This window comes from Micromonospora sp. NBC_00821, from assembly GCF_036347035.1.
Lineage (GTDB): Bacteria > Actinomycetota > Actinomycetes > Mycobacteriales > Micromonosporaceae > Micromonospora > Micromonospora hortensis.
Genome location: NZ_CP108880.1, coordinates 759,040 through 772,211 on the forward strand (window position 1 = coordinate 759,040; position 13,172 = coordinate 772,211).

10 protein-coding genes and 1 riboswitch are annotated in these 13,172 nt (G+C 72.0%); of the genes, 5 read left to right on the forward strand and 5 right to left on the reverse strand.

Annotated elements, in window-relative coordinates; all coding sequences use genetic code 11:
- Nucleotides 1-105 precede the first annotated feature (105 nt).
- Complete coding sequence (locus tag OHB44_RS03605) at nucleotides 106-1,293, forward strand: type VII secretion protein EccE (RefSeq protein ID WP_330439611.1); 1,188 nt, start codon at nucleotides 106-108, stop codon at nucleotides 1,291-1,293.
- Nucleotides 1,294-1,315: 22 nt separating this feature from the next.
- On the opposite strand, the gene eccD is transcribed toward OHB44_RS03605, so the two are convergent.
- Nucleotides 1,316-2,713, reverse strand: coding sequence for a type VII secretion integral membrane protein EccD (gene eccD / locus OHB44_RS03610; protein ID WP_266303815.1), 1,398 nt, complete (start codon nucleotides 2,711-2,713; stop codon nucleotides 1,316-1,318).
- Nucleotides 2,714-2,879: 166 nt separating this feature from the next.
- On the opposite strand from eccD, the gene eccCa reads away from it, so the two are divergent.
- The 3 genes from eccCa (at nucleotide 2,880) to OHB44_RS03625 (ending at nucleotide 7,662) form a co-directional block, all read left to right on the forward strand.
- Nucleotides 2,880-6,845: a type VII secretion protein EccCa gene (gene eccCa, locus OHB44_RS03615; RefSeq protein WP_330439612.1), complete on the forward strand. Its 3,966-nt coding sequence runs from the start codon at nucleotides 2,880-2,882 to the stop codon at nucleotides 6,843-6,845.
- 204 nt (nucleotides 6,846-7,049) lie between these two features.
- The gene (locus OHB44_RS03620; protein WP_030329557.1) at nucleotides 7,050-7,358 is read left to right on the forward strand and encodes a WXG100 family type VII secretion target; all 309 of its coding nucleotides are present in this window, start codon (nucleotides 7,050-7,052) and stop codon (nucleotides 7,356-7,358) included.
- A gap of 25 nt (nucleotides 7,359-7,383) precedes the next feature.
- Complete coding sequence (locus tag OHB44_RS03625; protein ID WP_030329555.1) at nucleotides 7,384-7,662, forward strand: WXG100 family type VII secretion target; 279 nt, start codon at nucleotides 7,384-7,386, stop codon at nucleotides 7,660-7,662.
- A gap of 99 nt (nucleotides 7,663-7,761) precedes the next feature.
- On the opposite strand, the gene mycP is transcribed toward OHB44_RS03625, so the two are convergent.
- Nucleotides 7,762-8,991 (reverse strand): type VII secretion-associated serine protease mycosin, encoded by a 1,230-nt coding sequence (gene mycP / locus OHB44_RS03630; RefSeq protein ID WP_266303813.1) that lies wholly within the window; start codon nucleotides 8,989-8,991, stop codon nucleotides 7,762-7,764.
- 50 nt (nucleotides 8,992-9,041) lie between these two features.
- Nucleotides 9,042-9,377: a helix-turn-helix transcriptional regulator gene (locus tag OHB44_RS03635; protein WP_238683773.1), complete on the reverse strand. Its 336-nt coding sequence runs from the start codon at nucleotides 9,375-9,377 to the stop codon at nucleotides 9,042-9,044.
- A gap of 228 nt (nucleotides 9,378-9,605) precedes the next feature.
- On the opposite strand from OHB44_RS03635, the gene OHB44_RS03640 reads away from it, so the two are divergent.
- Nucleotides 9,606-10,340, forward strand: a complete 735-nt coding sequence (locus OHB44_RS03640; protein WP_238683772.1) for a carbonic anhydrase — start codon at nucleotides 9,606-9,608, stop codon at nucleotides 10,338-10,340.
- 56 nt (nucleotides 10,341-10,396) lie between these two features.
- Here OHB44_RS03640 and OHB44_RS03645 read toward each other — a convergent pair whose 3' ends face one another.
- Nucleotides 10,397-11,416 carry a coiled-coil domain-containing protein gene (locus OHB44_RS03645; RefSeq protein ID WP_330439613.1) on the reverse strand — a complete coding sequence of 340 codons (1,020 nt, stop codon included), beginning with the start codon at nucleotides 11,414-11,416 and terminating at the stop codon, nucleotides 10,397-10,399.
- A 4-nt stretch (nucleotides 11,417-11,420) separates the two neighbouring features.
- Nucleotides 11,421-11,551, reverse strand: a riboswitch (cyclic di-AMP (ydaO/yuaA leader).
- Nucleotides 11,552-11,717: 166 nt separating this feature from the next.
- Entirely contained in the window at nucleotides 11,718-13,088 is a 1,371-nt protein-coding gene (locus OHB44_RS03650) for a YibE/F family protein (protein ID WP_238683770.1), read from the reverse strand.
- Between the last annotated feature and the right edge of the window lie 84 nt (nucleotides 13,089-13,172).

The following is a 13,172-nucleotide window of genomic DNA, read 5'->3' on the forward strand; positions in this document are numbered from 1 at the left end:
CCCTACGATAAGGGGCCGACGGTGGTTCCTTGGGACCACCGCTCGTGGCCGGCACCGGAGGAGACCCCGGCGCAGAGTCGTACCGTGCAGGAGGGACAGTCAGCGATGACGCAGGTTCAGGCGGCACCCGTCCGAGCGGTCACGGACCCTGTCGACGTTCCGACCCGGCCGGCGCCCCCGGCCGAGCGGCCCGGCCGTGGGCGGGTCGGCCCCGTGCTGGTCGGGCAGCTCGTCGTACTGGAGTTGTGCCTGGTCGGCGTCTGGGCCGCCACCGCCGGACCCAGCTGGGTGCTCGCCGCGGCCGGCGCCACGGCGCTGCTGGTGGTCCTGGCCGCCTTCGCCCGTCGGGGTGGCCGCTGGTGGTTCGAGGACCTGTTGCTGCGCCAGCGGTTGCGGCGACGCGGCGATCGGGCGTCGGCAGCGCTGGCCAGCGGTACGGCGACCGACCCGAGGTTGGCTGCGCTCGCTCCCGAGCTGAGCGTCATCGAGCTGACCGACCGGGGCACCCGGCTCGGCATCGGGCGGGACGACCAGGGCTGGTTCGCGGCCGTCGCCCTGCAGTCCGCGACCGGTGCGGCGGTCGGCTCCGTCGACGCCGCCGCGGTGGACCACGCGCTGCGGGTGCTCGCGGACTTCAGCGCCCCGGTCTCCCGGGCCCAGATCGTCGCGCACACGTTGGTCTGGTACCCGGCACCCGGTGCGCCGCCGGCTGCCCACCGGACCGTGTGGGTCGCGGTGCGGCTCACCGTCCGGGACGCGCGGGTCGAGGCCGTGAGCCGGGGCGGCGGGCTGACCGGCGTACACCGGACGGTGGCGGCCGGGATCGGCCGGCTCGGCAAGGCGCTGACCTCGGCGGGGCTGGCCCATCGCCCGCTGGGCCGGGAGGAGCTACGCGCGGCCATCGTCTCGGCCGCCGGTCTGGACCTGGTGCCCGAGGCGCCGGCGGAGAGTTGGCGTGGGTTGCGGGGCGGCGGCTGGACGCACCGCTGCATGGCGCTGCGGGGCCGCTTCGACGCGCAGCTCGGTCCGCTGGTCGACGCGATCACCGCGACCTCGGCGCCGTCGCACACGGTGGCCGTGACCGTCTCGTCGGACGGTCGGGTGGCGGCACCGCTGCTGCGGGTTGCCGCGATGGACAACCACGTCGAGGCCCTGGTCAAGGTGGTTCGTGAGGTCGCCGGCCGGGTCGGCGCGTCCACCCGGCCGATGGACGGCCAGCATGCTCCGGGCGTCTACGCGACCGCTCCGGTCGCGTCGGCGCTGGGCGTCTCCGCCGGTCCGCGGTCGCGCTGACCGGTGCGGCGGCGGCGCGCGGTCAGGGTCGGAGGTTGACGATCCAGCCGTAGAGGCCGCAGACCCAGAAGGCGAGCGGCACCAGCGAGATGATGAGCAGGATCTCGGCGATGTCGAGCAGGCGACCCCAGACCGGCGAGATGCGCTTGCCGGCGACGGTCAGACCGTAGATCAGGCTGATCACCGCGGCGAGCACCAGACCGCCCAGGATCAGGCCGAGCCGGACCGGCAGCGACCCACCGGCGAACGTGGTCGCGGCGGCCAGGCCCAGACCCACGGTGCCTGCCAGCAGCACCGGGGTGCGCTGGGCCCGGCCCAGGAGGGGGCGGGCCCGCAGCAGCGCCAGCAGGGCCAGCACCAGGCACAGCAGCACCGCGGGCAGGCGCCCGTCCAGGGCCAGCACGAGTTGCGCGCCCAGCACCAGCAGCGACACCGTCCACAGCAGACCGGTGAGGAACTGGTCGGCGCGCTCACTCTGCTGGAGCACCTGCCTGCCGTCCACCGACTCGCTGTCGGTCTTCAGGTCCTCCGGGCCGGTCGGAATCGACGGCACCGGCAGCCGGGCCAGCCGGTAGGCCATCATCGGCAGCGCCGGCACCACGCCGAACGCGACAGCCGCCACCACCGCGGCGGAGGCCGCCGCGTCGAGGCCGAGGGCCAGGCAGAGCACCGCGCCCAGGCCGGTCGCGGCCGCGACACCGATCGCCGCGAAGAAGAGGGGGTACCGGTCGCCGACCGCCAGCACGGCCACCGCGCCGGCCACCACGGCGGCGGTCGCCGCGACAAGGACATGCGGACTGGCCAGGTCGGTCAGCGCTCGATCACCGGCGAGCAGCAGCAGGCCACCGGTGGCCGCGTGCACCAGGGCGACCAGGGCCAGCACCGAGCCGATGCCGCTGTCACCGGCGGCCCTGGACAGCACCGCCGAGCCCACCAGCAGCGCCACCGCTACCAGCAGCGCGGCCAACGCGCCGGGCAGGTGGGGCGGACCAGCGAAGAGGGCAGCCAGCGCGCCGGCGCCGAACGCCGCCGCCGCGAAGACCACAGCGAAGGAGCGGGTCGCGCCGACCTGCCAGGCGCCGGGGCGCTGGTTGGTGGCGGTGGCGACCGCGTCCACCACGTCGTCGAAGACGATCTCCGGTGCGGCGTCGGAGCGGGGGTTGAAGTAGAGCACCTCACCGTCGCGGACGCTGAGCTGCGCAGCGGTACGACCACCGTCGAGGGGGGCACCGCCCAATCGGGACAGTGCCCATCCGCCGTGCCGCGCACCCTCGTCGGCCATGTCCTCACCGGCGTAGCGCAGCAGGGTGGGGAGCAGGTCGGCCAACGGCACGTCCGACGGCAGCGCCAGATCCATCCGGGTACGCGGAGCCACGATGGTGATTCGGCTGAGACCACCGGTCGCCGTCTTCGTCGCCACAGTGGCCTCCAGGTGTGCGTCTGTGATCGGCTGGCTGGAATGCTGCGGTCCGGGTCCACCGCGCACACGGCAGATTACCTACGATGACGGCACGTACGATGCCCACCCGCGGGCGGTGTTCCGCGGGCCGCACGTCATCAGGGCCGCTTCTGGGGAGGAGACAGCCGTGAGCACTGTGGTGTTCCGCCGGCTCCCGCGTCAGCCGGGGCCGGCCCTACCGCGCGGCGAGGTGCTGCTGGAGTCGCCTCCCGAGCTGCCCGAGCCGACGCCCCGCGGGATGGGGCAGCTACTCATGATCCTGCCGATGTTCTGCGGGGTCGGCGCCATGGCGTTCCTCTACGCCGGCAAGGGCGGCGGCATGATGACCTACGTCGCCGGTGGTCTGTTCGGTGTCTCGATGCTCGGCATGGCAATCGGCTCGCTGGCCAACAGCGGTGGCAAGGACAAGGCGGAGCTGAACGCTGATCGCCGCGACTACATGCGCTACCTGGCGCAGATGCGCAAGCGCACCCGCCGTGCCGCCGAGCAGCAGCGGGCCGCGATGGCCTGGCGGCACCCGGAGCCCGACGCGCTCTGGTCGATCGCCGCGTCCCGGCGACTCTGGGAGCGGCGGATCACCGAGGACGATTTCGGCGAGACCCGGATCGCCCTCGGCCCGCAGCGGCTCGCCGTGGAGATCGTCCCACCGGAGACGAAGCCGGTGGAGGACCTGGAGCCGATGAGCGCGATCGCGCTTCGCCGGTTCGTCCGGGCACACTCCACTGTGCCCGAGCTGCCGACTGCGCTGTCGGTTCGCGCGTTCAGCCGGGTGGTGCTGCGCGGCGACCGCGAGCCGGTGCTCGACCTGACCCGGGCGGCGCTGGGGCAGCTGGCCACCTTCCACGCACCGGACGACCTGGTGATCGCGGTGGTCGCCGCACCCGACCGGCAGTCCTCCTGGGGCTGGGTGAAGTGGCTGCCACACGCCCACCACAGCGGTCGTACGGACGCGGCCGGCGCGCGCCGTCTGGTCTTCGCCAGCCTGGCCGAGGCCGAGGCCTCGCTCGCCGCCGAACTGGCCGGGCGGCCCCGGTTCGCGCCGGAGGCCAAGCCGCTCACCACCGCCCCGCACCTGGTCGTGGTGATCGACGGCGGGGAGATCTCGCCGACCTGCCAGCTGGTTGGTCCAGGGCTGCTCGGCGCCACAGTGATCGACCTCTCCGGGACGGTGCCACGCGACGCCGGCCGCTGGCTGCTCTGCCTCGACGTCAATGACGGAGGTTCACTCGACCTGGTCCGGGGCAGCTCGTCGTCGACGCTGGGTCGGCCCGACCGGCTCAGCGCCGAGGCCGCGGAGGGGCTGGCCCGACAGATCGCCCCCTTCCGGCTCTCCCAGCAGCAGACCGGCGGCGACGAGCCGCTGGCCCGCAGCACGGAGCTGCCGGATCTGCTCGGCGTCGGTGACGCCGCGGCGGTGGACGTGCAGAACACCTGGCGCCCGCGTGGGCACCGCGACCGGCTGCGCATCCCGCTCGGCGTCGGCCCGGACGGCAACGTGGTCGAGCTCGACTTCAAGGAGTCGGCGCACGAGGGCATGGGCCCGCACGGTCTGGTGATCGGTGCGACCGGCTCCGGCAAGAGCGAGTTGCTGCGTACGGTGGTGGCCGCGTTGGCGGTGACCCACTCGTCGGAGGAACTGAACTTCGTCCTGGTCGACTTCAAGGGCGGCGCGACCTTCGCCTCGCTGGAGGCCCTGCCGCACACCAGCGCGGTGATCACCAACCTGGCCGACGAGTTGCCGCTCGTCGACCGGATGCGCGACGCGCTCGCCGGCGAGATGGTGCGCCGGCAGGAACTGCTGCGGGCGGCCGGCAACTACGTCTCGCGCTTCGAGTACGAGAAGGCGCGCTCGGCCGGTGAGCCGCTGGCGCCGATGCCCAGCCTGCTGATCATCTGTGACGAGTTCAGCGAGTTGCTCGCCGCCAAACCGGACTTCATCGACCTGTTCGTGATGATCGGCCGGTTGGGTCGGTCCCTCGGCGTGCACCTGCTGCTGGCAAGCCAGCGCCTCGAAGAGGGCAAGTTGCGGGGCCTCGACACGCACCTGTCGTACCGGATCGGTCTGCGGACGTTCTCCGCTGTGGAGAGCCGGATCGTGCTCGGCGTACCGGACGCGTACGAGCTGCCGAACGCGCCGGGCCACGGCTACCTGAAGACGGACACCAGCACCATGCTGCGGTTCCGGGCCGCGTACGTGTCGGGGGCGTACCGGGCGCCGGGGCAGCAGGCGTCCGCCTCGCAGGCGTTGGTGCAGCGCCGGATCGTGCCGTACGGTCTCGACTTCGTTCCGGTGCAGGTCCCGCAGGTACCGGTGGCGGCGGCACCGGAGCCGGAGCAGCCGGCCGACGGCAAGGCCGTCGCGATGCTCGACGTGCTGATCGACCAGCTCAAGGGCCGGGGCCGCCCGGCGCACCAGGTGTGGTTGCCGCCGCTTGCCGACCCGCCGGGCCTGGGTGAGCTGCTCGGTCCGCTGGCGGTGGACCCGACCTATGGGTTGTGCACCGCCTCCTGGCCCGGGCGCGGGCGACTGACAGTGCCGGTCGGCGTGGTGGACCGTCCCTACGAGCAGCGCCGCGACCCGATGATGGTCGAGCTGGCCGGGGCCGGCGGCAACGTGGTCATCGTCGGCCGGTCGATGAGTGGCAAGAGCACGATGCTGCGTACGCTGCTGGCCTCGCTGGCGCTCACGCACACGCCGCGGGAGGTGCAGTTCTTCTGTCTGGACTTCGGCGGGGGCGCGCTGCGCAGCATGGAGCGGTTGCCGCACCTGGCCGGGGTGGCGGGTCGGCGTGACGTCGAGGCGGTCCGCCGGACGGTGGCCGAGGTGGTCGCCGTCCTGGACGAGCGGGAGGCGCGTTTCGCCCAGCACGGCATCGACTCGGTGGCGAGTTACCGCCGTCGTCGGGCCGCCGGCGAGTTCGCCGACGACCCGTTCGGCGACGTGTTCCTGGTGGTGGACGGGTGGAACACCCTGCGCCAGGAGTACGAGGAGCTGGAGCAGACCATCACCACGTTGGCCAACCGGGGCCTCGGCTTCGGTGTGCACGTGGTCCTCACCGCCGTGCGGTGGGCGGAGATCCGGATCAACATGCGGGATCTGCTCGGCACCAAGTTGGAGCTGCGCCTCGGCGACGCGTCGGAGTCCGAGATCGACCGTCGGGCGGCGAACAATGTGCCGGAGAAGTCGCCCGGTCGCGGCCTGACCCGGGACAAGCTGCACTTCCTCACTGCCATCTCGCGTATCGACGGCCGCCGCGACATCGACGATCTGAGCGAGGCCTCGCTGTCCCTGGCCGGGCACGTGGCGGCGAACTGGCCTGGTCGTCCGGCGCCGAAGGTGCGGTTGCTGCCGCGTCGGCTGCCGGTGGCGGAGCTGGCCCGGATCATCGACCGGTCGGCACCGGGTCTCCCGGTCGGTGTCAACGAGTCGGCACTCGCGCCGGTCTACCTGGACCTGGCCAACGAGCCGCACCTGACGGTCTTCGGCGACGCGGAGTGCGGCAAGACCAACCTGCTGCGCCTGATCGCCCGGGGGATCACCGAGCGGTACACGCCGGCGCAGGCCCGGTTGGTGATCGCCGACTACCGGCGTGGCCTGCTGGGGGCGGTGGAGGGTGACCACCTGCTCGACTACGCCCCGTCGAACCAGGCGTTCGCCCAGGGGCTCGGGTCGATCCGCAGTGCGCTGTCCAACCGACTGCCCGGCCCGGACGTGACGACCGCCCAGCTACGTGATCGGAGCTGGTGGAAGGGTCCGGACCTGTACATCCTGGTGGACGACTACGACCTGGTGGCCTCTGGCGGCAGCAACCCACTGAGCGCCCTGCACGAGTTGTTGCCGCAGGCCCGCGACATCGGTCTGCACCTGATCGTCACGCGCCGGGTCGGTGGTGTGTCCAGGGCGCTGTACGAGCCGGTGCTGCAACGACTGCGCGAGTTGGACTCGCCGGGCCTACTGATGTCCGGCAACCGGGAGGAGGGCGCGGTCTTCGGCACGTTGCGGCCGAGCCCGCAACCGCCCGGTCGGGGCACCCTGGTTCGCCGTCGTGATGGCCAGCAGCTGATTCAGACCGCGTGGTCTGAGCCGACCTGAGCGCTGTCGGTCGTTCGGTAGGGGGTGGTGGGCCGTCCGGCCCGATTCACCACCATCCATCGAACGTCACCGGTCAGGGCTGCGAGGGCTGGACGCGTTCCGCTACGGTCTTCACAGGAGTGTCCGTCGGTGGGGTGTTGCTGCCTTGCCGCGGGGGAGGGGTGCGGCGAAGCCGCCACCACAACAGACGGAAGGGTGTGAAGCATGGCGTTCGAGGTCGAAGCTGCGACTCTGCATACCGCCGCGAGTGACGTGCGGTCCACGCGCAGCGAGGTCGACGGCGAGCTGAAGAAGCTGTGGAACGTCGTCGATGACCTGGCCATCGCGTGGAAGGGTCAGGCGTCCACTGGCTTCCAGTCGCTGATGACGCGCTGGAACGAGGACACCGTCAAGCTGCTGACGGCGATGGACAGCATCGCTGACCTGCTCGACAAGTCGGGTACGACGCACCAGGTCAACGACGAAGAGCAGCAGCAGATGCTGGACAAGTTCCACTCTGCTCTCAACCCGTGATCCGTAGCCGGCAGAGGAGGAAATCGTGACGATCAAAGTTGACTATGCGGTCCTCGAGAGCAGCAACCAGCAGATGCAGGCCATCTCGAAGACCCTTGAGGAGAAGCTCGACACGTTGCGGTCGATGCTGACCAAGCTGCACTGGGACGGCGAGGACCGGGTTGCCTACGAGCAGCACCAGGCGAAGTGGGACGCGGCGGTCCGGGACATCAACCGGATCCTGAACGAGATCGGCGGTGCCGTGGGCATCGCCCGCGAAAACTACCTCACCACGGAGATGAGCAACTCCAAGGTGTGGAGCTGAGGCATCCGCACGAGCGGCTCCGGTCCGGTTCGCCCGGCCCGGAGCCGCTCTGTGTGTGACGTTGGCGGCAGGTGTCGGCGCCGGGCTGCGGTGCGCCGCTCAGCCGGCGGTCGGGGCGTCGGGGCGTCGGCCGGGGCGCCAGTCGCGTCGACGGCCAAGGGCGGTGATCGGTCGCGCGACCAGCAGCAGCACGGCGACTAGCCCGCCGATGACCGCCGCCCAGATCGCGGTGGGGCGCTGCCAGCTCAGCGGGTCGTCCCGCACGGCGGGTGCCGGAAGCGCGCCGGCCGGCGGGTTCGCCCTGGTGCCGAGCAGGCTCGACACCGCCCGGTACGGGTTGACCATCCCGTGCCCGATGTCGGCGTTCTGACCCTCGGGTGGGTTGTCCGCCGTGCGTTTCAGCCGATCCGCGACCTGCTGCGGGTCGAGACTCGGGTAGGCGGCCCGGACCAGCGCGGCCACTCCTGAGACGTACGCGGCGGCGTAGCTGGTGCCGCCCTCCGGCACGGTGCGGTAGCCGCTGTTTCCGGGCGCCGGCCCGACGATGTTCATCCCGGGTGCGGCGATGTCGACGTAGTCGCCGCTGATCGAGGTGCCGACGTGGCCGCCCTGCTCGTCCACACCGCCCACCGCGATCACCCCGGGGTACGCGGCCGGGTAACCCGGCAGGTTCTGCGAGTCTTCCGACCGGTTGCCCGCGGCGGCGACCAGCACCACCCCCTTGTCCAGCGCGCGCTCGACGGCCTCCGTCAGTTCGGGGCGGGGAATTGTGGTCAGGGACAGGTTGATCACGTCGGCGCCCTGCGCGACCGCCCAGTCGATGGCCGCGGCGATCTGTGCGGGGAGTTGCGGGTTGTTGACCGCGCCGAGCTGTGGCAGAACCCGGATCGGCAGGATGCGGGCGGCCGGGGCGATGCCGCTGAAGGGGACGACAGTGCCCTCCCGGCCCGCGATGATGCCGGCGATCAGCGTGCCGTGCCCGGCCTCGTCGCACTGGCCCTGCCGGGCCGGCAGGCCGTTGAAGTCGCGACCCTCGAGCACCTGCCCCTTGAGGAGCGGGTGGGCGGCGGAGACTCCGGAGTCGATCACGGCGACCGTGATCCCGGCGCCCCGGGACAGCGGCCACGCCGACGACGGCTCCAGCCGGCGGAGCGCCCACGGCATCTGGGCCAGGCTGTCGGTGCCGGTGGGCCCGCAGAGGGGCGGTGCGGCGGTCGCGGGGGAGGGTGCCACCAGGCCGGCGCCGAGCAGGACCGCCAGCGTTCCACTGAGGACGCCGCGAAGGGCACGGCGGGACGGGGTCGCGCTCAACGGCGGGCATTCGCGCACCCGCAAAGGTTACCGCCGTGACCGTCGGTCAGCGGCCCCGGTGACCGGGGTCAGGCCCGGGGCTCTGCCTTCGCTGGGGGAACGTCGGCGAACAGCGCGAGCAGGTCGCCGACCTGCCGGTCGGCCTCGGCGGGGTGCCGGAACCGGCCGGCCGGGTTGAGGGTGTATTCGTTGCGTCGCCCGACCCGGGTGCGGTGCAGGTAGCCGCCCGCCTCCAGGTCGGCGACGATCGCCTGCGCGGCCCGTTCGGTCACCCCGACCTCGGCCGCGACGTCGCGTAGCCGGGCGGTCGGATCGCGGGCGATGGCCAGCAGCACGTGCCCGTGATTGGTGAGGAACGTCCAGTTCCGCCCGCCGCCGGTGTCGTCCGTCACCGTGCTCGCCATCGTGTGACCGCCTTTCCGGATGTCCGCCTGCCCTCGCGAGAGTCTGGTCCGCCCTGCCTCGGGAAGGTTGCCCAGGGTGCGGCCGGAGTCAACGTATGAAATCTAAATCACGCATACCTTGACGCATCTTACGGTGCGTGTGACGGTGGAGCACGAGCCAGCGCCCGCCCGCCCGGCCGGCGGAAAGCCGGCTTGACCAGGGCAGACGCGTCGAGACGAGGTGCGGGGATGAGTCATACCGGAAGCTCCGGCGGTCAGCCGGGTCCGCAGCGGACCACCGACCGGGCCACCGCGCTCAGCGAGCCGACCCGGGCCTACGCCGAACTGGTCGCCGGCAACCGGCGCTTCGTCGATGGCGCCCCACGCCACCCCAACCAGGATGCCGGGCACCGGGCCGCCGTGGCCGACGGGCAACACCCGTTCGCGGTGATCGTCGGCTGCTCCGACTCGCGGCTGGCTGCCGAGATCATCTTCGACCGGGGTCTGGGCGACCTGTTCGTGGTTCGCACCGCCGGGCACACCGCCGGCCCCGAGGTGCTCGGCAGCGTCGAGTACGCGGTGACAGTGCTCGGCACCCCGCTGGTGGTGGTGCTCGGCCACGACTCGTGTGGTGCGGTGCAGGCCGCCCGGGAGTCCGCCGCGACCGGTACCGCACCGAGTGGGCATCTGCGCGCGGTGGTCGACGCCGTGCTGCCCAGTCTGCGCCGCGCCGCGTCCGAGGGCGTTGACGACATCGACGGCATCGTGGACATCCACATCGCCCAGACCGTCGAGACGTTGCTCGGGCAGTCGCCCGTGCTGGCCGACGAGGTGGCGCTGGGACGCTGTGCGGTGGTGGGGGTGTCCTACCGGCTCGCCGCCGGAGCCGTGCGCCCGGTGGCCGCGGTGCCGGCCGGCTTCGCGACGGTGGAGACCCCGGCCTCGACCGAGTCGACCGACCCGGCCGCGCCTGCCACCGTTTGACGCGTCGAGGGCCGCTCCGCGTGACGCGGAACGGCCCTCGACGGGGATCGTGCGGGTCAGAGCAGCGACATGTGGACGTGGTCGGTGTGGTTCGACGGCCCGCTGTACGAACTCCAGCCGGTGGCCGGGAACCAGATCTGCCGGTTCCAGATCACGTAGTAGATGCCGAGCCGGTCGGCGTTACGGATGAGGAACGCGGCGACGTTGTTGCCGTACGTCCGGGTGTCGTTGTTGTGCCACGGGGAGAACCCGCTCTTCTGCAGCGACCAGTCGCAGGCGCGGCCCTTCGGGTGCTCCCACGGACCGCCGGGGCGGTAGCAGCCGACGAACCGGTTGAAGCCGGCCGCCTTGACCTCCTTGTACGCGTGCAGCGTGCGCGGCGTGACGCAGCCGGACGTGGTGGGGTCGTTCTCGCTGCACGACTGGGGCTTCCAGTCACCGTCGGCAGTGCGACCCGGGCCAATCTTCGCGACCTTGGAGGTGGCATCCACCAGGCCGCCGGTGAAACCCTTGCCGCCGACGAGGGAGAGCGCCTTGTCGGCCTCGCTCTTGCGCTTCGCCATCAGGGCGGTCTGCTTCTGCTGCTCGCGGACCTCCGTGTCGAGGGCCAGCTTGGCCTGCTCGGCGCGGGCCTTCACCTCGTTGACCTCGGAGAGCTTCTTCTCGTTGACCATGTTTATCTCGTCGAGCAGCCCGGCGCGCTGGACGAACGAGTCGGGAGCGTCGCTCTCCAGCAGCATCGCGACCGCGCCGATCCGGCCGGTCCGGTACGCCTGGGCGGCGATCTGCCCGACCTGCGGCGCCAGCGCGTCCAGGTCGGCCTTGGCGCGGTTGACCTCCGCCGCCAACTCGCCCTGCCGCTTCTTGGATTTGTCCAGCTTGGACTTCGCGGCGGAGTAGTCGCGGTTGGCCTGCTCGATGACGTCGTTGAGCAGCTTGGGCTCGCCGTCCTCCTCGTGCCCGGACGGTGTGGGGTTCGTCGGGGCGGCGTGCGCCGGGAGCGGCCCGGCGAGCACGGTCAGTGCGGCGATCACGGCCACCACGGGTGTCAACCAGCGGCGTAGGGGTGCCGTCACAATGTTCCCTTCCGTCGACCGCCGACCGGGTTAGCTGACGGGTTCGGGGCGGAAGTGGCCCCTACCGCTGACGCGGATTCACCCCAGGCACCTGGGTCCCCGGCTCGCCGGTTGGCGATTGGGCGGTGGCACCGCAGGCGCCGCTTCGCGCCTTCATCGGTAACCGGCAGCGAGGTTACCCGAGAGTCGACCGGCTGAGCTATGCCTGGATGCCGACCAAAAGCGTCATTTCGCCATAGCGTTGAGTGACCAGTGGCGCGGTTCTCAGGGTGGATGCCCGATCTGGTCACGCTGAGGAGTGTCACCATGCCGTATCCGTGCTCCTGTTCGACTCCGGCCACCGGTCGGTGGCCTCGGATGGGGGTGCGGTCCGCGTCCGGTCCGGCTCGTCGGAGCCGGCCGTACGCGGTGAGCTGAGTGCGGCCAGAGCCTCGCTGCGGTCCGGCTGGGGCCGGGGCGCGGGAGCGCCGCTGGACGGCGTGGCATCGCCGCGCCCGGCGGCGGTCACCACCGCTGCCAGCCCGGTGGTCAACGGCACGGCGGCGATCAGACCGAGGGTGGCGACCGCGCTGCGGACGATCTCCTGCGCGAGGAACTCGCTGGTGAGGATCTGCCCGATCGGCCGCGAGTCGGCGGTGAGCAGGAGCAGCAGGGGCAGTGACGCGCCCGCGTACGCCAGCACGATGGTGTTGACGGTGGAGGCGATGTGCGCGCGGCCGACCCGGGTGGCCGCACGGTACAGCTGCAACCGGGTCAGCCCGGGGTTCGCGTTCGCCAGTTCGGTGACGGTGGCCGCCTGGGTGACCGTCACGTCGTCGAGCACCCCGAGCGATCCGATGATGATGCCGGCGAGTAGCAGACCGTGCAGGTCCACGTCGCCCTGGAACATCGACAGGGTGGTGGCGTCTTCGCTGCCGAAGCCGGTGAGGTGGGTCGCGGCCGTGGCGATGGTGGCGAGCACGCCGGTCAGCACCAGGCTGCCCAGGGTGCCGAGTACCGCGACCGAGGTCTGTGCGGTGACCCCGTGGGTCAGATAGAGCACCACGAACATGATCAGGGCCGCACCGACCACCGCCACCAGCAGCGGTGACCTGCCGGCGCTGATGCCCGGCAGCACGAAGGTGAGCAGGATGGCGAAGCTGGCGGCCAGCCCGGCGAGCGCTGCCAGACCTCGCCACCGCCCGAACGCGACGATCGCGGCCGCGAAGACCACCGCCAGCCACACCATCGGGGTGCCGCGTTGGTGCTCGGCGATGTTCCAGTTGCTGACCGTGGGATCGATCGGATCGGCCAGTTCGACCAGGACGACCTCGTCGCCGACCTCGACCCGGGGTGCGCCGGGCCCGTCGGGCACCGGTGTCCGTACCTGCTGGCCGGCGGTCGGCCCGTCGTCCACCCGGACGTCGACAGTGCCGCACCGCCCGTCGCCGACCCTCGGTGTGCCCTCCGGAACCGACGGTGCCGGCGGGCACGGCTCGCTCACCACCCGGGTGACGGTGCCGGGGTGGCGCGGCACGTCCGCGCCACCATCGGTCTGCGGTGACCCGCCGCGGGGCCAGAGCAGTAACGCGGCCAGCACGGTGGCGACGAAGAGGGGTACCACAGTCACGATGAGGATCCGTCGCACCCGTGGCGGGGCGGACGGAGCGGGGTGAGTGTGGTCGGCGGCCAAGGTGAGACTCCCAACGATCCGGTGCGGGATACGGGTCAGCGGGCCGAGCGGTTCACCGTGGCGGTGGAAACGCGGCGGACGGCG